The 20,888-nt window shown below is 67.2% G+C and carries 17 protein-coding genes and 2 pseudogenes; 8 read left to right on the forward strand and 11 right to left on the reverse strand.

Translation table 11 applies throughout. From position 1 onward, the window contains the following. Positions 1-235 precede the first annotated feature (235 nt). On the forward strand, positions 236-1,837 hold the full coding sequence (locus ACTG9Q_RS13435) for an alpha/beta hydrolase family protein (protein WP_455573061.1): 1,602 nt from the start codon (positions 236-238) through the stop codon (positions 1,835-1,837). A 342-nt stretch (positions 1,838-2,179) separates the two neighbouring features. On the opposite strand, the gene ACTG9Q_RS13440 is transcribed toward ACTG9Q_RS13435, so the two are convergent. Beyond that, entirely contained in the window at positions 2,180-2,536 is a 357-nt protein-coding gene (locus ACTG9Q_RS13440) for an HPF/RaiA family ribosome-associated protein (protein ID WP_455573062.1), read from the reverse strand. 282 nt (positions 2,537-2,818) lie between these two features. Here ACTG9Q_RS13440 and ACTG9Q_RS13445 point away from each other — a divergent pair, with 282 nt between their 5' ends. After that, a complete protein-coding gene (locus ACTG9Q_RS13445) occupies positions 2,819-4,237 on the forward strand; it encodes a DEAD/DEAH box helicase (protein WP_455573063.1) in 1,419 nt (472 codons plus the stop codon). Positions 4,238-4,305: 68 nt separating this feature from the next. Here ACTG9Q_RS13445 and ACTG9Q_RS13450 read toward each other — a convergent pair whose 3' ends face one another. The 3 genes and pseudogenes from ACTG9Q_RS13450 to ACTG9Q_RS13460 form a co-directional block, all read right to left on the reverse strand. After that, positions 4,306-4,476 (reverse strand): hypothetical protein, encoded by a 171-nt coding sequence (locus ACTG9Q_RS13450; RefSeq protein ID WP_455573064.1) that lies wholly within the window; start codon positions 4,474-4,476, stop codon positions 4,306-4,308. Between the two features lie 525 nt (positions 4,477-5,001). Then, positions 5,002-5,388, reverse strand: coding sequence for a hypothetical protein (locus ACTG9Q_RS13455; protein ID WP_455573065.1), 387 nt, complete (start codon positions 5,386-5,388; stop codon positions 5,002-5,004). Positions 5,389-6,205: 817 nt separating this feature from the next. Then, positions 6,206-6,914: pseudogene (locus tag ACTG9Q_RS13460) on the reverse strand (IS256 family transposase); the annotation flags it as partial. Positions 6,915-6,988: 74 nt separating this feature from the next. On the opposite strand from ACTG9Q_RS13460, the gene ACTG9Q_RS13465 reads away from it, so the two are divergent. Then, positions 6,989-8,539 carry an ISL3 family transposase gene (locus tag ACTG9Q_RS13465; RefSeq protein ID WP_455573066.1) on the forward strand — a complete coding sequence of 517 codons (1,551 nt, stop codon included), beginning with the start codon at positions 6,989-6,991 and terminating at the stop codon, positions 8,537-8,539. 33 nt (positions 8,540-8,572) lie between these two features. Here the strand turns inward: ACTG9Q_RS13465 and ACTG9Q_RS13470 are convergent. After that, positions 8,573-9,151: pseudogene (locus tag ACTG9Q_RS13470) on the reverse strand (transposase); the annotation flags it as partial. Positions 9,152-9,454: 303 nt separating this feature from the next. Here ACTG9Q_RS13470 and ACTG9Q_RS13475 point away from each other — a divergent pair. Then, positions 9,455-10,687: an NB-ARC domain-containing protein gene (locus ACTG9Q_RS13475; protein WP_455573085.1), complete on the forward strand. Its 1,233-nt coding sequence runs from the start codon at positions 9,455-9,457 to the stop codon at positions 10,685-10,687. Between the two features lie 116 nt (positions 10,688-10,803). Here the strand turns inward: ACTG9Q_RS13475 and ACTG9Q_RS13480 are convergent, their stop codons facing one another. After that, positions 10,804-13,650, reverse strand: a complete 2,847-nt coding sequence (locus tag ACTG9Q_RS13480; protein ID WP_455573067.1) for a tetratricopeptide repeat protein — start codon at positions 13,648-13,650, stop codon at positions 10,804-10,806. A gap of 83 nt (positions 13,651-13,733) precedes the next feature. On the opposite strand from ACTG9Q_RS13480, the gene ACTG9Q_RS13485 reads away from it, so the two are divergent. Beyond that, the gene (locus tag ACTG9Q_RS13485; protein WP_455573068.1) at positions 13,734-14,156 is read left to right on the forward strand and encodes a hypothetical protein; all 423 of its coding nucleotides are present in this window, start codon (positions 13,734-13,736) and stop codon (positions 14,154-14,156) included. Positions 14,157-14,328: 172 nt separating this feature from the next. On the opposite strand, the gene ACTG9Q_RS13490 is transcribed toward ACTG9Q_RS13485, so the two are convergent. The 4 genes from ACTG9Q_RS13490 to ACTG9Q_RS13505 form a co-directional block, all read right to left on the reverse strand. Continuing rightward, positions 14,329-15,414 (reverse strand): adenylosuccinate synthetase, encoded by a 1,086-nt coding sequence (locus ACTG9Q_RS13490; protein WP_455573069.1) that lies wholly within the window; start codon positions 15,412-15,414, stop codon positions 14,329-14,331. A gap of 34 nt (positions 15,415-15,448) precedes the next feature. Next, positions 15,449-16,318: a hypothetical protein gene (locus ACTG9Q_RS13495; RefSeq protein ID WP_455573070.1), complete on the reverse strand. Its 870-nt coding sequence runs from the start codon at positions 16,316-16,318 to the stop codon at positions 15,449-15,451. Beyond that, positions 16,264-16,863 carry an ImmA/IrrE family metallo-endopeptidase gene (locus ACTG9Q_RS13500; RefSeq protein ID WP_455573071.1) on the reverse strand — a complete coding sequence of 200 codons (600 nt, stop codon included), beginning with the start codon at positions 16,861-16,863 and terminating at the stop codon, positions 16,264-16,266. Before ACTG9Q_RS13500 ends, ACTG9Q_RS13495 begins: the two co-directional genes overlap by 55 nt. A gap of 99 nt (positions 16,864-16,962) precedes the next feature. Beyond that, on the reverse strand, positions 16,963-17,361 hold the full coding sequence (locus tag ACTG9Q_RS13505; protein WP_455573072.1) for a pyrophosphohydrolase domain-containing protein: 399 nt from the start codon (positions 17,359-17,361) through the stop codon (positions 16,963-16,965). Between the two features lie 37 nt (positions 17,362-17,398). Between ACTG9Q_RS13505 and purB the strand changes: the two genes are divergently transcribed. Next, positions 17,399-18,799: an adenylosuccinate lyase gene (gene purB / locus ACTG9Q_RS13510; RefSeq protein WP_455573073.1), complete on the forward strand. Its 1,401-nt coding sequence runs from the start codon at positions 17,399-17,401 to the stop codon at positions 18,797-18,799. Positions 18,800-18,831: 32 nt separating this feature from the next. Here the strand turns inward: purB and ACTG9Q_RS13515 are convergent, their stop codons facing one another. Next, entirely contained in the window at positions 18,832-19,023 is a 192-nt protein-coding gene (locus tag ACTG9Q_RS13515; RefSeq protein WP_455573074.1) for a hypothetical protein, read from the reverse strand. Positions 19,024-19,523: 500 nt separating this feature from the next. Between ACTG9Q_RS13515 and ACTG9Q_RS13520 the strand changes: the two genes are divergently transcribed. Beyond that, positions 19,524-20,162, forward strand: coding sequence for a hypothetical protein (locus tag ACTG9Q_RS13520; protein ID WP_455573075.1), 639 nt, complete (start codon positions 19,524-19,526; stop codon positions 20,160-20,162). A gap of 2 nt (positions 20,163-20,164) precedes the next feature. After that, positions 20,165-20,671 carry a MerR family transcriptional regulator gene (locus ACTG9Q_RS13525; protein WP_455573076.1) on the forward strand — a complete coding sequence of 169 codons (507 nt, stop codon included), beginning with the start codon at positions 20,165-20,167 and terminating at the stop codon, positions 20,669-20,671. Positions 20,672-20,888 lie beyond the last annotated feature (217 nt).

Here is a 20,888-nt window from a genome sequence, read left to right on the forward strand (position 1 = left end):
GAACGGGCATCTGCTCTGCTACGTCCTCGCCCCCACCAGCAGAATCGGTGACCACCTCGACACCGCACTCTGCTTCGCCGAGATCGAAGGCGACGGTGTGTGGCGTCGGGCGACCACCGACACCGCGACGGAGTCCCGGCCTCGCTGGTCCGCTGACTCGCGCATGGTGTACTTCCTGTCCGATCGCGCGGAGCGTGGCACTCCGCAGCTGCACCGGCTCACCCCCGCTGACGGCGTGGTGATCGCGCTGACCAGCTGGCGCGCTGGCGTCGTCGACCATCTGCCGCTCGCCGATCCCAACCTGGTGGCGTTGCTCGCCGAGGACGAGTCCACCGAGGAGGACAGGCGCCGCGCCCGGGACCGTGACGACGCCATTGTCGTCGGTGAACGCGAACCGCGTGCCCGGTTGCGCCTGCTCGACCTGCGCACCGGCCGGGTCACCACCCCGGCGGTGTTTGGCGATCGGCACGTCGTGGAACTGCGGCAACGACCCGACGCCGGCCCGCTCGCCGTGCTCACCCAGGCCAGCGCCGACAAGGACTACGGCCCCCGCACCGGCCGACTACACCTGTTCGACCCCACCATGGGGACCGCGGAGGACCTCGGACCGGTCGAGGCCCACGCACAATCCCTGGCCTGGTGGCCGGCTGAAGACGGTTGGCACCTCGGTTACGTCGCCCTCACCCCACCGGTCCTCCAAGCAGGCACCGCCGTGTTCGACCTGGCCATGAGCAGCCGCGTCCGGCGCAACCGCACCGCAGGCCTGCCGATGTGCCCCACCGAACTGTGCCCCACCGATGCCGCCCCGCTGGTGGTGTTCGCCGACGGCCTGAACACGACCCTGGCCAGGCTCGACCCCGACGGTCCCACACCACTGTCGCGACACTCCGGTCGCCTCGACTCCCTCACCTCCACCCCCGCGGGCACGATGATCGCGGCACTGACCGGCACCCGCTACGAACCCACGAACGTCCACATCGGCCCACCAACCGGGCCACTGCGGAAGATCACCGACATACGCCCTGAACTGAATGACATCACCTTCGGTACACAGCAGCCACTGGCTTACCGTGCCGCCGATGGCCTCGAGCTGGACGGTCTGCTCGTGCTGCCGGTCGGCAAATCCGCTTCCGACGGCCCGTTCCCACTCGTCACGCTCGTGCACGGCGGCCCTTACGACCGTTACGCCGATCGCCTCCGGCTGTTCTGGTTCCCCAGCGCGCAGTGGCTGGCCACCGTTGGCTACGCGGTGTTCCTCCCCAACCCGCGCGGCGGCCAAGGCCACGGTCACGAGTTCGCCGCCAGTGTCGCGGGCAGGGTCGGCCGGGAGGAGTGGACCGACATCCTGACCGGCATCGACCTGCTCATCGCCGAGGGCGTCGCAGACCCCGATCGGCTGGGCATCGCCGGCGGGAGCCACGGCGGATTCATGGCCGCTTGGGCGATCGGGCAGAGCAACCGGTTCCGCGCCGCGCTGGTCAGCGCCGGCATCTCCGACTGGGGGATGCTCGCCGCGACTGGGGAGAACGGCCAGCTCGATGAAGCGCTCGGTGGCAGCACCGGCTGGGACGGAATCGGCCCTCACCCACATGACGCGCTCAGCCCGGTCTCCTTCGCCGGCCGCGTCCGCACCCCGGTGCTCATCCTGCATGGTGCGGAAGACACCAACGTCCCCCTCGGCCAGGCCGTCTACTTCCACCGGGCGTTGCGCCACTTCGGCGCCGAGCACGAGTTCGTGATCTACCCCAGGGAGGGCCATTCGATCCGGGAACGCAACCACCAACTCGACGTGCTGCGCCGCACCCGTGACTGGTTCGACCGCTGGCTCCAGCCCTGACCGGAAACGCCTGGTCCTGGCATCGTTTTTCCCACGCGAGCCCACTGGTCGATCTTCACCGAAGACTTGACATACCACCGCACCTACGTCGCGGCGGCCACCCAGGACAAGCGCGGTGAGGTGCTGGAGTTGGCGGTCAGGCGGTATCCGTATTTTGAGACAGGGTCCGTTCGAACACTCCGGTCGCCGTCTAGGCCCAATGTCCACACACGACTCAAGAGCACTGGGATGCCGACCGCCCTCCCCGCAGCGATGCCCGCTCCCTGTGAACTGAACATCAGGTGCCGAACCTCGCGCGGAGCAGGCGATACCAAGAAGTACGTGGGCGTCGACCCGCAGCGGTCAGTCCGAGTCGTCGACGGGTTGCATGTGGCGGATGGTGTCGCCGCCCTTGTGGTCGTGCGCGCGGGAGTATTTGGTGTCCAACACCTTCTCCAGTTTCTGCGCGGCTCCGCTGTACGCGTCGTCCACCGAGCCCGCGTGGTGGGTGACCGCGACCGGCTGGGCGCCTGCGGGACGGGCTTCGATCACACAGCGCTTGTCTTCGGCTCGCCCGGCCGCGTCCACGCTGAGGTGCACCTCCACTCGGGTCAACCACTGGTCGAACCGCGACAGGCTGGTCGCCAGTTCGGCCGTCACGTGGGCAGCCAACTTCTCGCCACCATGGATGTTGTGGTCGGTGTTGACCTGGATCTGCACGTGCACCCTCCAATGAACTACGGCATGTGGATCACGTCACAATACGCGACCACCGGCCACCTTGCCTGATTCCCGCGTGCCAGCGATCACGTCGTCTTCTCGAACACCTGGCGGGCGCGGTGTGACCGAGTGGTCAGTGCCGTCGCTTGCAGGGCTGTGTAGACTGACCATGGTGGTCCGTTCAGTTCTGCCTTGGGCCACGTCTCTTGTCGACCACCGCGCGCCGCGATCCAGGTGGATCTGCGCCGGGCAGGGACGACCCATCGACGTTTCGGAGCACATATGGCGGCCCGCCGCCCCCACCACCTTTCTTCGTCCACGCTCGGCGCATCGCCGACGGACGGTTCGACCTTCGCCCAACTGGGTGTACCTGCCAAGCTGGTGACGGCCCTGGCCACCCAGGGCATCGTCACCCCGTTCCCCATCCAGGCGGCGACACTGCCCGACTCGTTGGCAGGCCGCGACGTACTCGGCCGCGGCCGGACCGGGTCGGGCAAGACCTACGCGTTCGCGCTGCCCGTTCTCGCCAGGCTCGCCACCAGCACCAGCACGCGACGTCCCGGCAAGCCCAGGGCGATGATCCTGGCCCCGACACGAGAGCTGGCTGACCAGATCGGGGCGTCCATCGCCCCGCTGGCCGAGGCGCTGTCCCTGCGCACCATGACCGTCTACGGCGGCGTACGTCCGGGCCCGCAGATCGCGGGCCTGCGCGCCGGGGTCGACGTGCTCATCGCTTGCCCCGGCAGGCTGGCGGATCACGTCGCGTCCGGTCACGCCCGGCTCGACGCCGTGGAGATCACCGTGCTGGACGAGGCCGATCACATGGCCGACCTGGGCTTCCTGCCGCAGGTCACCCGGCTGCTGAACCAGACCCCCGCCGACTCCCAGCGCCTGCTCTTCTCGGCCACCCTCGACGCAGGCGTCGACGTGCTGGTCCGGCGCTTCCTGCGCGATCCGGTGACCCACAGCGTCGACTCCGCGTCCTCGCCGGTCAGCACCATGGCACACCACGTGCTGCACGTGCAGCCAGCGGCCCGGCTACCGGTGCTGGTCGACCTGACCGCGGCGCCGGGGCGGACACTGGTGTTCACCCGCACCAAGCGGGGCGCCACGAAGCTGACCCGTCAGCTCATCGCCGAGGGAGTGCCCGCCGTCGAGCTGCACGGCAACCTCGGCCAGTCGGCACGCACGCGTAACCTGCTCGCCTTCGCCGAGGGCAGCGCGGCCACTCTGGTCGCCACCGACATCGCCGCCCGCGGCATCCATGTCGACAACGTCACGCTGGTGATCCACGCCGACCCGCCCACGGAACACAAGGCGTATCTGCACCGTTCTGGTCGCACCGCACGAGCGGGAGCGTCCGGCACCGTCGTCACCCTGATGACCGACACGCAAGTCGGCGATGTCCGCGACCTCACCCGCAAAGCGGGTATCACCGCCACCGTGACCCGCCTGCAACCCGGCCACCCGCTGCTCACCCAACTCGCACCTGGCGAGCGCAGCTACACCGCGGCGAGCGCGGAACCGTCACCGCCCGTCCGATCAGGCAGGCGCACCGGCACCAAACCCCAGCCCGCCAAGAGCCCCCGAAAGCACCGTCAACCCGCGACGACGAACACCGAGGCGATCGCCACACCGAAAACCGGCGGGATAGCCGCTTTCTCCGCTGGAACCCACACGAACAGGCGTCCCCGCCGCTGACGACCAGCGCCACGGCGAGCGCGCCAGCGGTTGTAGGTGGCCTGTAATCGGCATGGTGACCCGACGGGTCACCATGCCTTGCCCTTGCGGGGCATCAGGTCCAGCGGTCCGAACTCATCCACGCAGATCGCCCACCCGTCATCGGGCAGGTCGTCGTAGAGATCCAGGATCCGGTGCACCTTCACCATGAAGTCCGGCTCGGTGGACGCCTTCCAGATGGAAGTGCTCTGCCACGACACGCCGCCGGTGCGCAGGGGTCCGGCGCAGGGTCTCCCGGCCGATCGCGGCCACAGTGCCGCAGTCGAGCAGATGGTCGCGCAGCCTGGACAGCGACCAGGTCGAGAACGCGGCGATGCCCCAGGAGGCGGGGGGACGTCCGGGCGCTCAGGGGAGATCCGTTGCCGGACCACCTCACCAATCACCCTCGGGCGTCCCCCGCTCCATTTTTGGGTCCAGGCCGCGCGCCCCCCGCTCGTTGAACGCATGGATCACATCACGCACGTAATCGTCGCTGCCCCGCATCAACGACGTGATCATGCTTGTTCTGCCAGCTGCGTATGGGCGCGGAGGACCTCTGCACCGCAGTGCCGGAGTGACTCGCTCACACAGCCAGTGGCGTGACCCACGGTTCACCAGAGAGAACTGGCGGCAGGCGGGGAGAGGCCAGCCCTGGCCAGTCCGCGCGCTGTGGCTGCCAACCGCAGGACTCCATAAGCGTTTGACAATCCGACTGCGTTCAATACCTGGGGCTTCGTGGACTCCGTCTATAGCTGCTCGTCGCCCGTCGCCGAGGGCCACTGATAGTTCAAATCCCGCAACCGCTCGGCCAGCCGTGCGGCGACAGCCTCCCTGCGACGTTCGAGATGTGCCAGCGAGATCGCGTGGTTGTCGCCCCAAGCACGGTAGATATCGACCAGGCGTTGCCGCTCGCGGGCCACCAGTTTCTCGGTTCGCGCGAGAAGATCGAAGCCGATCATCTCTGCAATTTTTTTGCGCATCTCTGGCAGAAGGACATCCGGCGTGCGTAACTGGTCGAGATCTTCTCGATTGGCCGCCCACCAGTCCGTGAACAGGCCATTAAGCTGTTCACCAGACAGAATCGACAGCTTACCGAGCGTCTCGCGGAACTCATTGCAAAATTGTTCGCGCACCGAGCCAATCGACTTACCAATAAGCTTTCCTTGGCTCAGTAGACCGCTCCTACAACCCCACGATCGAAGCGCTGCGCACCCGCCTGATCGAACTAGGCCACCACGAAGCGGCTGACATAACAGGCCCGAATGCCGCAGAGGACACGATCCTCCCGTCTGGCTTAACATCCCACTCGCAGGGCGAGGAAGGCGCCGCCGACGATCCACGGCCACCCTCCGGGTAAGCGATATCCTTGTAAGTCATTGATCAGGAGGCCTGATAGTTCCCAGGTCCGGTTTGCTACGAGCCCGTCGACCAGTTCTGGTTCGCCGCCCTGTCCGGGCTGGTGGACCGTCGTCGTTGGCCGGGACACCTTCCCGGTCACGCCGAGCACCCCTGCTCGCCTGGCATAGCAGATTCGTAGCCCGTAAGTGGGACCACTCTGCCCGGCGACGTACCGGACGTCCAGCGACACAGGCCACGACCAAGGCGCTCGTACTGCGGCTCGCCAAGGAGAACCCGCGGGGTCATCGGCACTCTCCGACGCGAACTCCTCGACCAGACTCTGATCCTGGGCAAAGCCCAGGCACGCCAAGTCCCCAACACCGACGAAGACCACTACAACCGACACCAACCCACCAAGCCCGCGACCAACTACCACCCGAAGCTCAGCAACCCCACTGCGGCACCCGACCTCGACACCCACAAACCGCACCGCACCCGCATCTCAGCGGACTCATCAACGAGTACAGACACGCTGCCTGACCAACAACCATGACTTTTCGAGCGGAACAGGCGGGTGTGTCAAACGAGCGGTGTAACTCGGGTTGGAGGAAACTACTTGCGTCCGGCGGCCAGGCGGCCGTCGAAGGCGATCTCGAACGCGTTCAGCGCGGGTTTCCACCGCATCGTCCAGCGTGCGCGGCCGGCGCCGGTCGGATCCAGGCTCATGATGGCCAGGTAGACGCATTTGAGCGCGGCCTGCTCGTTGGGGAAGTGCCCACGAGCCTTCACCGCGCGGCGGATACGGGCGTTGACGCTCTCGATCGCGTTGGTCGAGCAGATCACCCGCCGGATCTCCGGATCGAAGGCCAGAAACGGCACAAACTCCGCCCAGGCGTTGTCCCAGAGCCGCACGATCGCCGGATACCGGCCGCCCCAGGCCTCGGCGAACTCGGCGAACCGCTCTTTCGCGGCGGCCTCGGTCGGCGCGGTGTAGACCGGCTTGAGTGCCTTGGCGATCGCGGCCCAGTGCTGGCGGCCCGCGTAGCGGAAGCTGTTGCGCAGCAAGTAGACCACGCAGGTCTGGATAATCGTCTGCGGCCAGACCGTGGCGATCGCGTGGCAGTCCGATCAGCCCGTCGCAGACGACCATGAGCACGTCGTCGATGCCGCGGTTCTTGAGCTCGGTGAGCACGTGCAACCAGTACTTGGCGCCCTCACCGCCGTCGCTGGCCCACAACCCGAGGATGTCGCGACGACCATCGCAAATCACCGCGAGCGCGACGTAGATCGGCCGGTTGGCCACCTGACCTTCACAGATCTTGGCTCTGTCGCCGATTTTGTGATCGCGGGTGTCTGTGATCATGGTCGCGGTGCGCATGTGGTGGTGTCGAGCGGTTGTTCCCGCACCTGTCTGCCCTGGTCATCGACCGGATCGAGCGCAGAGACGGGGTGATCGAGTTGGCTGCGTGGGTGCGTGCCGGGTCGGCGTCCTGTCGGCGGTGCGGTCAGGTCTCGGCCACGGTTCACGGCCGCTACGTGAGGCAGGTGACCGATGTCAGCGTGGCGGGCACCAGCACGGTGATCCAGTTGGCGGTGCGCCGGTTCCGTTGTGTCAACGAGGCTTGTTCGGCGACGACCTTCGCTGAGCAGGTGCCCGGTCTGACCATGCCGCACAGTCGACACACGCCTGGGTTGCGCGCGATGTTGACGGCGATCGGGCTGGCGTTGGCGGGCCGCGCTGGTTCCCGATTGGCCGCGGCGCTGGGCCAGGTTGCTGGTCGGGACACACTGCTGCGGCTGGTCAAAGCCATCCCGGAGGAGCCACTCGGCGTGGTGAAGGTACTTGGAGTGGACGACTTCGCGCTGCGCCGTGGACACCATTACGGCACGCTGCTGATCGATCTTGACACCCATCGGCCGCTGGACATGTTCGACGGCCGCGACGGCGACCGGCTCGCGTCCTGGCTGCGGGAACATCCTGGTGTCGAGGTGATCTGTCGTGATCGAGCCAGCGGCTACGCCGAAGGCGCTCGAAGTGGCGCCCCGCAGGCGATCCAGATCGCCGACCGCTTCCACCTCTGGCAGAACCTCGGCCAAGTCGTAGAGAAGACCGTGAACGCGTTGCGGCCTCATCTGGCCGAACCAACCCCAGCCGCGCCTTCGACGGAGGCTCCGCTGGTGGTCCAACGGTCATCGGAGAAGAAGATCGTCAGGCGGATGCGCGAGCACTACGCCGCGGTCCAGCACCTGATCGGCAAAGGCTGGTCGAAGGCCGCGGTCGGACGTCAACTCGATCTGCACCCTGCCACGGTCCGCAAGTTCGCCAACGCCGCCTCCATCGACGAGCTGATCGCCAAGACCGAGCAACGCGCCCACGTCGTCGACGCGCACATCGAATACCTGCACCAGCGGTGGAACGACGGGCACCGCAACGCCACCCAACTGTTCCGCGAGATCACCGAACACGGCTACACCGGCGGCGAACTGGCCGTCCAACGCTATCTCCGACACTTCCGCCACGGACGAGGCCACGCACCTGTCCCAGCACCGAAACCACCCTCCGTTCGGCAGATCACCAGCTGGATCATGACCCGCCCCGACCGCCTCACCCGCGACGACACCGCCCAACTCCGCAAGCTCCGACGACGATCCCCAGACCTGAACCGGCTCGTCACCCACGTCCGCGACTTCGCCACCATGCTCACCGAACTGCAAGGCCAACGCCTCGACACCTGGATCACCACCGCCGAGAACGACACCCTGCGCCCGCTCGCGTCCTTCGCGAACTTCCTCCGCCGCGACCTCGACGCCGTCCGCAATGGACTCACACTGCCCCACAGCTCCGGCCCGGTCGAAGGCACCATCAACCGCCTCAAAATGCTGAAACGACAGATGTTCGGCCGCGCCGGACTCGACCTCCTCCGCAAACGTCTCATCCACACCTGACCGTTGCGATCACAAGATCGGCGACAGAGCCCAGATCTTGACGTGGATCGCGTCGATGAAGATCACCGGATAGACCGGGTCCAGCGGCCGGTTCTGCCATTCGACCATGCCCTCGACGACCTTGTCGGTGATCGTGGAGATGGTCTGCCGCGACACCTCGGCGCCATAGACCTCCGCCAGGTGCGCGGAGATCTCCCCGGTCGTGAGTCCCTTGGCGGCCAACGAGATCACCATCTCGTCCACGCCGCCCAAGCGCCTCTGCCGCTTGGCCACGATCTTGGGCTCGAAGCTGGCGTCCCGATCCCGCGGCACGTCGATCTCGACCGGGCCGACATCGGTGAGCACGGTCTTGGACCGGGTGCCGTTACGCGAATTGCCGGTCCCGCGACCGGCAGGGTCGTGCTTGTCATAGCCGAGGTGGTCAGTGATCTCGCCCTCGAGCGCGGACTCCAGCACCAGCTTGGTCAGCTGCTGCAGCATCCCACCCTCGCCGGTCAGCTTCAGCCCACTGGCCTTGGCCCTGCTCAGCAACTGCGCGACGAGCTGCTCGTCCAGGCCGGTCGCGGGCTTCGAGTTCTCGACGTTCTGCACGCCGGACATCATGTCGGTCATCAGGTGCACTTCCGTGATCGGGAGATACACCGCTCGTTTTACAGTCCCGAACAGGCCTGCGCGGACTTGGCGAAGCTGTCTTACGTTCACTACCCGCGATGGGCTATCGGTCCACGCAAGTCCAGTCAGGTCGGCTGCCCGCAAAAGTTTAACGGTATTTTGCGGGGGTGCACAATGAAATCAGGGGTGAGGTCACGGGGAACGTCGTGCAGGCGGTCCGTCACTTTCGCAGCTCCTGTTCCGCTGGCGTTGGCCGGGTTGCCTCCGGATGAGGGGTTTAGCGGACGGACAGCCGAGTTGGCCGTGCTCGCTGAGACGTTGGGACCGGATGGCGTGCCGATCGTGACCGTCGCCGGACCGCCAGGGGTGGGCAAGAGCGCGCTCGCCGTGCGTGCGGCCACGGTGGCGGCCGACTCGTACCCCGGCGGGGTGCTGTTCGTGGACCTGCATGGCTACGACTTCGCCCGCCGAATCGACGCGAACGCCGCGCTCGGCGCGCTGCTTCGGGTGTTGGGAGTGCAAGGTGAGCACATTCCGGCCGGTCAAGGTGAGCGGGAAGTGCTGTACCGGTCGGAACTCGCCCGCCGAAGCCAGCGAGTGCTCGTGGTCGCCGACAACGCCTCGGACACCGGGCAGGTGCTGCCGCTGCGTCCCGGCGACACCACGCATCGACTACTTGTGACCAGTCGGCACATTTTGCCCGTTCCATACGCCCGTCGCATCGAGGTGACCGTCCTGCCGCCGGACGACTCGGTCGCCGTGCTGACTGACGCGCTGCGTGCGGCAGGCGACGCGATCATCGACGATCCGGCCGTCGCCGCTGAACTGGCCGCCTTGTGCGGTCACCTGCCTCTGGCACTGCGAATCACCGCCGAACTACTCGCAGACCAGCCGGAATCGGCTGGCGAGTTGGTCGGCATCCTCCGTGACACGCGGTCCCGCCTCGGTGAGCTGGCATATGGTGACTCAGCGGCCGTTCGAGCGGCTTTCGACGCGTCCTACCAGCGTCTGCCCGCTGATCAGGCTCGGCTGTTCCGGCTGCTGTCCGTGCACCCCGGCCCGCACGTCAGCCGTGCGGCGGCGAGTGCGTTGGTCGCCGAGCCGGTCGATGTGACACGCCGCCTGTTGGACGGCCTGCGCCGAGCACACCTGATCGAAAGACGCAGCCGTTCAGACGTAGGCGTTCGCGAAAGCCTCGGCGAACGCCGGTTCAGTTACTGTCCCGTTGCCACCACCACCCGTGGAGTAACCCTGGGAAGACAGGCCGATGACCGGGTCGAGCACCTCCACGCGGAAGTTACCGCTCCAGTCACTGATCTCTTGCTTCTCGTACAACGAATGCGGGGTCAGGACCGCGAGGCTCCCGCCCGGAGATTCCACGACGCCCCAGATGACGCGGTACTGAGCCATTTCGCTCACGATGAGCCCGTTGGCGCCGACCTCGGCCTTTTCGACGAGGCAGAGAGCCACTTGGGCGATGGCACTCTTGACGTCCTCGATCCCTCCGGAGCCTTGGACGGTGATGACGAGTCCTGATGCGTTCACGAGCTTGTGGAGTGTTTCCACCAGCGTTCCCTGGGCGGCGGGGCTGATACGCAATGTGGTCATGAGTAATCCGTTCGTTGTAGGTCTCGGGTGGCGAAGAGGGCCGGTCAGTGGAGATCTCCGATACCCGGCAGGTAACCGCGAGGCCGGTGGAGAAAGGGAAGGAGCGAGACGGTGCCGTTGCGCAGCGGGCGGCTCTCCGAGGCGGCGAGGATCACCTGGGCGCGTTCAACGATGTCGTCGAGTGCGGTCGGCCAACCGCAGTCGATCCATGGAGGCGCGTCGCAAGGCACCTCGTCGACGGCCGACCACAGCGTCCACGGGGTGGTCGAGGCGGAGAGCGTCGTCGGGGGCAGGGGTTCCACGCGCAATTCGTCCCGGTCGGTGTCCCTCGACTCCGGCGCCCGCACCGGTTCGACGACCCGACGCAGCGTCCCGGATATGCGCAGCGACTCCACGATCTCGGCGAAGTGGCGGTGACGACCGCCGAGGCGGGCGGACCGCAGGAGGTCATCGGTGGCGTGGTCGATGGCGGCACGCCACCCGGCGCGCTCCGCGACCCGCGGGAGTCGCCACGACATCGACTGCATCGCGGCCCAAGCCCCACCCAGTAGCGCGAACCTGGTGAAGCTGTCCTCCGGGAAGGTCAAGCCCTCGTTGAACAAAGCCCGCGCACAGGCCAGCCACTGCCCGGTCTGGCGGTAGTGCTGCTGCGCGAGACGGAAGAGCACCCGCGCTTCTACCTCCTTACCACGCTTGCGGGCCACCGTTCCGAGGCCCAAGCGCGTGTCGGCGGCATCATGGTGGTTGTCCACGGCCAAGAAGTAAGCCAGCGCCTCGGAATACCTGAGATCCGCCTCTGCCAGGTTTCCCGCACGGAACGCGACGAGGCCGAGGTTGTGGTTCGTGCGGGCGGCCTGGTTCTCCGACGGATCCACGGAAGTCCAGTGGTGGAGGGCGGAGAGCAGGTGTTCCCGCGCGAAGTCGAACGACTCCACCTCCGCCAAGGCCAACCCGGAGTTCTGGTCCAGTTCGGCGAGCTTGCCCGCCAGTTCGTCCTCTCCGCAGGTCTCCCGGTACTGCTCACCGGCCCTGTCGAGGTGCGTCAGAGCCTCCTGCGGACGGCCCAGCGAGACCAGGACCGCGGCGAGGTTCACCAGCGTGTCCGCCGCCTCGCGTTGGAAACCGCCGCTTAGCAGGTCGTTGGCGGCTTCCCGGTACTGGTTCGCAGCGACATCCAGCTCACCGCGCTGGAAGTGGACGTTGCCCAGGTTCTGCTCCACGATCGCGACGCTGCGGTCCATGCCCAGGTCCCGGTACAGCGGCAGAGCGGCGCGGTAGCGCCGTGCGGCCTCGTCGAGGTCGCCCAGGAAGTAGGCGGTGTTCCCGAGGTTGGTCGTCGCGTCCGCGATGCCTTTCAGGTCGTCGGCGGCCAGGAATCCGGCGAGGGCCACCAGATAGTGCTCACGCGCTCCGCTCCAGTCAGCACGCCCCAACGCCTCTGTGCCTGCCACCAACCGGCTCGCTGCCTCGGCCGCGTCCCGCGGCGGCTCGCACCCCGCTTCATTCTCCTCGTCCGATAACGCGGAGGGCTGGGGCCGCGAATCACCGGTCACCGGGATCGAGGCGATCGCCGCCTCCGGTACGTCGTAGGTCACCAACGACGCCCACACCAGCGGGGCGTGCAGGCGGCGTTCAGCGGCGGTGCCTGCCGAACGCCAGGAGCGCAGCCGGTCACGCTGCCAGTCGCTTACCGAACCGGCCGGGTCGTTCGACCCCAACGCCTCGTCGACGGCCAAGGCGAGAGCGGTCGTGGCGCGCCCGATCCCTGCTCCATCGGACACCAGGTGCTCAGAGCCGTCGCTGGGCAGGCTCCAGCGGGTCGCAGTCACGGTGCGCGCGCCCGCATTGAGAGCCGCCAGCGTCAGGCCGATCTGCTCGGCATACCCGGCGTCGTCCGACTGGCAGGCGACGAACGCCACCCGTCGGGGCGCGGGCCACTTCTCCGGTTCCCGCAGCCACCGCCCGGCGGTAAGCCGTTCCTCCCCGGTGTGGGGATCGGGGGCGAACTCCAAGCCTGCCGTAGTCGGCATCGTAGTGTCGGCCGCTGAGGCGTGGCCGACGAACACCAGCCGCGACCATGTCCTGGACCGCAGCACGGCGCCCAATTCGGCCGGTGAGCAGCCCGCGGGTGTTACTGCGCCGAGCACCACGTTTTCCGCGTCGAACCTGTCGTGCCACTCGTCGGGTATCCCATCGGGGTAGATGCGTCCGCCACCGGTCCGACTCCCGGCCGCGATGGGGTCGACCACGCGCAGCGCAGGACCGTCGCCCACGAACGGCGCAGCCGGACGGGCGAGGTTGACCAGCACGCCCGGGCTGATGCCGCCCAAGACGTCCGCGCGCTCGACCAGGCGGACGTCCTGCTCGTCGTCCACGACCAGCAGTTCCCACGGCACGAACGACAAACCGGGGCCGGGAGCGATGACGACCGTCGTGCTGCTCGGCTCTGTGCGTGCGAGCCGAGCCCTCAGAGCGGGCGGCAGCAGCATCGCCCCGAGCTCGCGGAGCAGGGCGAGGTTGTCCACCACGTCGACCATCGCCCCCGTCCACGAACGCCGTGCGGCACCGTCGAGCACAGCGGCCCGTCGGGCAAAGAGTTCGATGCGGTCAGCGATGACGGCCGCCATCGCATCCGTATCCTCTTGGCCGATGACGGTGCCGGAGGTCTTCGAAGTAGCGGAAGCGGGGAGGACGGCCCGTTCGATGCGGTGGTCGATGTCGGCGAGGGTCGTCCGCTCATGCGTGGTGAGGCCGGGGAGCGCGGACATCAAGGCTTCCAGCGGCGGGACGAGCCAGTGACGGGGTGTGGACCCCACCTCCGGCGGTTCGGCATCCGGTTGATCCGATGACAGCCACCAGTGCACGTGTTCGGCGGTCTGCCAGAAACCCAACCACCACACACGTCGGAGGATGTTAGGAGCCTTCACGTGATCCTTTCGGGGCTGGCGGTCCGGCACCGTGCCACCATGTGCTGGTGACACGACTGAACCTGTCGCTGGACGACGGCTCGTACCTCGTGGTGACTGGACTCGCCGACGAGGGCTCACCGGACGAAGATCTGTCCGGAAGAGCGCACACGCTGAACGTGGCCGACTTCCTGAAGGATGCCGTCCTGGCTGGCGTGTCCGGGAACTTCAGTTACGACATGTTGAAAGCCGTTGGCATTCAACTGCGTGCCCGAGGGCTCCTGGCGAAGCGCCCGCAGCCCTCGGCCGCTGATGTCACCGAGATTGCCGTCCAGGGGCTCGTGTCAGCTGGTCACCCGGAAGTGCTGGTATCGCGGGTGGAACAGTTGGCGGACAAGTCTTGGTCCGTTGAGGGGACCGTTGGCCGGGGCGCGTTCGACGCCAGGTCGACCCCGAGGGACAGGTCATGCAGATCCGTGTCCGATGAGTGACCGGATCAGCCGTTGCCGCAGTGCGGACACTTGTTCATGCGTTCCGATTTCTTCTGTCCGCAGTAAGCACATTCCACACTGTCGGCCATGTCTGCCTCTTCCGGGTAGGTTGATCTATCCGTCGCGACACCGGTGTCGGTCGTTACACCGCCGCCGCCAGCGCGATCGTGATTCATGGACTCCGTTTGCCCTGCAACGGAAGGCCGGTACCCGGCGATACACGAGGGACGTCCTTGGCCAGACGAACAGGGACCTGCGCACAGGTGTTATGCCTGCCGACGATCCGCCGGGCCGCCGCCGCGCCACCGCCTTTCCCGGTCGAGCCGATCCCGCCGACGAGCGCGGACTCAGCCTCCAGGTCCGCGCCCTCAATGATCATGACCTGTGGGTCGATGGCGAGCCGATCCACTTCCACTGAGCAGTCGGCAATCTCCTTGAGCAGGAGGTCCTGCGACACCGTCGCGCCAGGACCGATGACGATGGTGGCGTCGGTGTTCGCCTGGGTGCCGGAGGGGAGCAGCCGGTGGGTGTAGGGGGTGGGGAGCGGGACCTTGTGACCCGCGTTGGGTCCGCCAACCCGCATCAGGACGTCGTACTCGGGCGCCAGGAAGAAGGCCACGTTGCCCTTGCCCTCACTTCCGTACTGCCCGCCCACCAGCACGTCGACGAGGCGGTCGTCGCGGTCGGCGAACAGGCCCAGCGCGCCCGCGACCCGGATGTAGACGTCCTCCTCCGCACTCCGCGCTGTGTCGATCACGGTGTCGGCCTCGGGCTCCAACTCGCTGATCGCCGCTTCGGTCGGGTTGATCCTCACCTCGGCGTAGGAGGCCAGCTCGGCGATGCCGCTACCGCCTCCCCTGGCGCGGTACCGACCGTTCAGGACCTCCTCAGGTGCCGTCAGGTGGACATGCGTCACCAAGGTGCCGAACGCTTCCCGCAACCTGGTGACCTGCTGGTGCTCGCGCACGGCGTCGATGATCACTAGCGAGGGCACGGCATCCGCGGTCGAACCGAGGTGGCGTGCCACGCCCTCGGCGACCCATCCTCCCTGCGTCTCCTTGTCGAGCCGGTCGCCGTACTCCTGCATGGCCCGGCGTTCCTGGGGGAGATCGATGCCGTACTCCTGCGCGCGGTCGGTCATGAGGTCGTGCGTTCGTAGGTGGTGCGCGTTGTGCCTGGCGACTAGCAGTCTCGCCAGCGTCGATTTGCCTGCCCCCACGGCACCGCTTATCGCGACGATTCGCGGGTTCGACGTCATCGTGTTCCCCCTTCTCGCGTGCCGAGCGGGACGGCTACCCCTCCACAGTGCTCCGCTGCGCTGGGATCGTGTGCACCACGACCCGCGCGCCCTTACGCACTACTACATCGCGGAGGATGTCCACGACGAGGTCCCATCGGCCGCCCGCCTGCCCGGTGCCGATCCGCGGTAGGTGGACGGCGAGCCCCTCCCCCAGCGCGTGCTCCGATACCCGCTCCAGTGCGGTGCGCAGAGCCGCGTAGTCGAGTCGGGTCCTGACTCCGGGACCGTAGCCACGCTGGGCCACCACGCTCGCGATATCGACGCGCGTGTCCCCTGCCTCGGTGGTGACGATGTGCGCCATGCCCGGCACGAGATTGTGCGACGACGCCACGGCCCAGGACCGGAACGCTTGGGCCGCGCCCGGGAACCGCGCCGCCAGCGCCCGTGCAACCCCTCGCTTCCCCCATGCGCGGGCCGAGTCGTTCACCACGTGTGCGATGACCGCAGGGCCGTCCAGGTGGGCGTCGGTGACGTCCCCCGTCCTGTACTCAATCCCCGCCTCGTTCGGACGCCCCGACTCCGGTTCTATCAGAGCCAACACCCTCGGTAGCAGGCGACCTGGGTAAGGAGGTGTGCCCACTGCTTGGACACGCATGGCCGAGCCGTCCGCGGTCGCGGAACCGCGCACGGTCTGACCGACGGCCGTACAGCCGCCGAGCACATCGATTCCGGGAACCCTCGACCCTCTGGCGAAGTCCGGCGCGGACGTCGAGGACGTCACCACGTAGTCCACCAGCAACGGCGAGTCGGAGGTGTCCTCGTACCGGGACGCCGCCACGAGGGTGACGGGTCGATCTGCCGTAGTAGTCAACCGGCGCAGGAGGGCCTCGGTGGACACGTCGAACAGGCGCCGCTGCTCCATGACGAAGTCGATGTCCAGGTCCAGTCCGACGAGTCCGGTGACAGCCTCCTCGGCATGAGCAGTTCGGCGGCGATCAGGTTGCAGAGCAGTTCGAGCTGCCACCCGTCGTCCGGGGCGCGCCCCGGAACCGCGCCCATCGCCGTCCGGTGTCGGGGTGCCGACGCGACGTCGGGGAAGAGGCTGTGGCCGATCTCGTGCGCGACGCCGTATCGCAGGCGCCCGCGCGGCCTGGTCGGGTTGTACTCGATCACCAAGGATTGATCGGCTCTGACGAAACCTCGAAGCGGCTGCTCAGGGGTGGAGCGCACCCCGGCCGTGTCGGACCGGATGTGCGCGTCCGCGATGTCAACTCGCGCGCGGAGAGATAGACCCAGCAACTCAGCCAAGGCGAACGGATCGAACGGCGGCCCTGCCAAGCCATGCGACCCTGCAGCGGCCATTACCTCTCGGGCGGTCCTCGACGCCACGGCCAAGGGGTCGTCGTCGCCCGCGAAGAGCCGAACAGACGGATTCGTCCACTCGCTGCGCTCGTCGCTGGTCGGCATTGCAGGATGTTAACGCCGACCACCGTCCCGACCAACAGAGTCAGCGGAGCGGTCGTGTCACCGGTTCGGGTGAACTTGCGGCTTGCTGGAAGCCCGTCGTCATCCATTTCCCGGTACGGTCAACGGTGGCTGCGCGTTGAGGACCGCCGCGATGTCCGGCGCAGTGTAGAGAGCCGATTTGAGCACCTTCCCGTCGTTGCGGTAGACGGGACGGCCATCGGCGCCGAGCTTGCTCATGTTCGACCTGTGGATCTCGGCGAGCACCGAGTCGAGATCGATGCCGTAGGTCGCGGCAGCCCCGTAGGCGACGTAGACGATGTCGCCCAGGGCGTCGGCAAGGCCGATGACGTCCTGCCGTTTGCTCGCGTCAGCAAACTCCCCGACCTCCTCTTCGAGCAGGTCGACCCGGAGTTTCGCTAGGTCGTCGCCTACCTCGCGCGTGGGAGTGGCGTTCACGGGAAGGCCAAAAGTGGTGTGGAATTCCAGTACGGAGAGCATCGCCGCACTGAGGCGAGAGCTGTCTGGCCAGGGAGGCATGCGCGACACTGTGCCACAGGTCGTGACCGAATCATCACTGAGGCGCTCGCGTCCGGAGAACTGGCGCGGTGGACGCGCTGAGAGGAAAGGCGGACCACCGGTGCTCAGCAGGTACACCAGCGAGCGGATGACGGAGGTGTGGTCCGAGCGGGCGGCCCTAGAGCGATGGCGTGCGGTAGAGCTGGCCGTTGTAGAGGCCCGGGTCCTCCTCGGCGAGGCACCTGCGTTGGCTGCCATGGAGGCAAGAGCTGCACCCGTGCCGACAGTCGCCGAGGTCCACGAGGCCGAATCCCGTACGCGCCACGACGTGGCTGCGTTCCTGGAGGTGTGGACCAGGGATATGCCCGATGAAGCCGCTAGCTGGATTCACCGCGGGCTGACAAGCTCCGACGTAGTCGACACAGCCCTCTCGCTCGCCGTCAGAGACGCGTCGCAGCTCGTGCTCGACGCGACGGACGAGCTCATCCGCTCTCTGGCACACCACGCATTAACCCACCGGACGACCGAGCGGGTGGGGCGCACGCACGGAATGCATGCCGTCGCAGACGTATGGGGACATCGCGTCGCCGACATCACCCTGGCCGTCGACCGAGCCAGAACCAGGCTGCGCAGGGCAACCGAAGCAGTCGCGCTCGCCAAGGTGAGCGGCCCCACCGGCACCTATGCCGGAGTGTCTGTCGAGGTCGAGCGTCAGGCTGCGCGGCTGCTCGGCCTCACGCCCGTGGACGTCGCCACCCAGGTCATCCTGCGCGACCGACTCTCGGAGTGGATGTGCGCGCTCGCCCTGCTGGCCTCCACCTGTGAGGCGTTCGCGCTGGAAGTACGCCATGGGCAGCGCAGCGAGGTGGCCGAACTCGCCGAAGGAGTGGGCGACAGGCAGGTTGGCTCATCTGCCATGCCCCACAAGCGCAATCCTGTAACGGCCGAGAAGATCTGCGGCTTGGCCCGCCTCGTCCGGGCATCGGTGCTACCGGTTATGGAGGGCATTGCGCTCTGGCACGAGCGGGACATCTCGCATAGCTCGGTCGAGCGTGTGAGTTTGCCGGACTCCTCGGCCCTCGCAGAGCACATCGTCCTGCACACGACGTCGCTCGTGGAACTGCTTGTCGTAGATCGAGATCGGATGTCAGAGCTCCTTGCGTCGGCTCGACCGGGCATCGACTCAGAACACGGTGTGCTAACCCTTATGGCAGCCGGGATGCGTCGAGAGACCGCCTACACGATCGTCCGAGAACTGATCAACCGCGGCCTCTCGACAGCCGACTTCGAGCGGGAGTTGGAAGGAGCCGCATGTGCAGTGGGCCTCATGTTGGAACCTGAGTGGTCAACCCGGTCGGAATCTGCTCCGAACGCGGCCTTGGCACACGTCTTCGACCAGGTCGCGGCGTTGCTGACATAGCCAAAGGATGGGTGTCGTGGGTTGCATCAATGTTAGGTGATCAGCCAGTCGACGAACTTCATGGTGGCGGCGAAGGCGGCGATGCCGGTGAGGACCGCTTCGTGTGGTCTGTGGCCCGCGTGCGTCATCAGGAGCCCGGTGGCCACGCCGGTGAGGACGCCGACGAGGATGATCAGCAGGGTGCGCTGGGTGAGCATCGGCTCCCGCGGGGTGTTGCCGGTCATGGTCCCCTCCAGAAGGAAGATTCCCGAGGTGCTCCCCGGGATCGGGTTGTTGGAGGGGCCATAGGTCGAACATGGCTGGTCAGGTAACCGCCAGACGGCGCGACGAAGATCTCGGAAAGATCTTGGGCCGGGGCTGTTACCTATCGGGTGAGCCTCGACCTATGAGGGATCTGCGTGTGTGGTTTGCGCGGAGCTTGCGTAGCGCGAAGCGCATGCCGAGGCCTCATCACCCTGAGGAGGCCTGTGACCTAGAGGCCGGAAAGGGACGGGGATGGGTGAGGGCGGGCAGGTCGTCGGCGGTGCGCCGCCACGGCCCGGCGCGCACCTACAACCCGAAAACCAGGATTTCCTGGCGCATGCCGCCGATCTTCGCGACCTGCACGCTCGCGGCGGTTCACCTGCGAGGAGCAGGTGGCCGTTGACGCCGCCGCGCAGCGGCTCGCCACCTTGATGGCCGACGCGGTGCTGGTCGAGCGGTTGCGCCGCGACGGCTCACCGGCATGTCCTACGAGATCTTCACCGTGGTGCTGACCTCCTACGGATTGCCGGTGATGAACGCCTTACTGCGGCGCGGGCAGATCTTCCAGCTCACCGCCGCCCGCGGGCGCCCGGTCAACTGCCCGGACTCCGCACGCGAGCACCTGGCCGGCTTCGCCGGCCGCGACGACCGCCACGAGCTGTCGCTGGAGACGGTCGCCGCGGCGCTGAAGTCCTTCCACAAGCGCACCCTGGTCCCCGGCAACTGGACCCCCGAGGGCGGGGCCTCGCTGAACACCTACTTCGTCGGCGCCTGCGTCCTGGAGTTCGCCAACATCTTCCGCGCCTGGCTGGCCAAGGAGTTCATGCCCAGACGGGACCTGCTCGGCACCGACACCCCCTTGACGGAGTTCCTCGCAGACAAGCCGCTGGACATCACCGCCCACCGCGACCCCGCCGACATCGCCGTGGACATCATGCAGTTCGACGAGGCCCTGAACGCGGCGAAGGACCCCAAGCTGCGCAAAGCCCTGGCCACCCTCGTGCTGACCGGCGAGGGTTACACCGCCATCGCCGAGCAGGTCGGCATGAGCACGGACGCGCTCAAGATGGCGATCTCCCGCTTCCGCAAGAAGATGCGCGCACTACAGGAGGGAAGCTGACCATGACCGACCCAACTCAGCTATCTCCACGCACGAGTCCCAAGGCTCTGGATGAGCCCCTGCTCACCATCGCGGCCGTCGCGCGCAGGCTCGGCGTCGCTCCGGCGACGCTGCGCACCTGGAATCGCCGCTACGGCGTCGGCCCGACCGGGCACACCCCTGGCCGCCACCGCCGCTATACCCCCACCGACGTCCACCGGCTCGAACTGATGCAGCGCGCGCTGCTCAAGGGCGCGTCGTCCGCCGAGTACGCCCTGCGCGCCGCCACCGACCCCCAACCCGCCCCGCCGATCCCGCCCGCGCGCGGCGGCCACGGCGGCGGGCAGCTGCTCATCACGATCTACGCAGGCTTCCTAGCCCTGCAGCGAAACTTGCCGACCGAGGCCCGCGCCGAAGTGCTGCGCCGCTTGGCCCCGCTGCGCCGCCACCTGATTCAAGGAGAAGAAGTTCAACCAGACGGGCTCGCAGATCATCTTCGCGTACTGAGGGCCGCTCACATGTTGGGCTAATCGCTTGAAGCCCACAGGCGAGCACCGACGACCGATGTCATCACTTATCGCCCGTCGCTAACCCCAACGAATGATACCTATTCGGTGTCGTTGGGTGGGGGTGACTGGTGAGCTTCTGAGCGCGGAGCAGGTCCTCGGGTCGGCATGGGGCCCCGTCACCACGAGGGAGATCGATCTCCTGGAGGAGGCTGCAGCCGCGTTGCTGACGGCACCATCG

The organism is Actinokineospora lacus, from assembly GCF_053813445.1.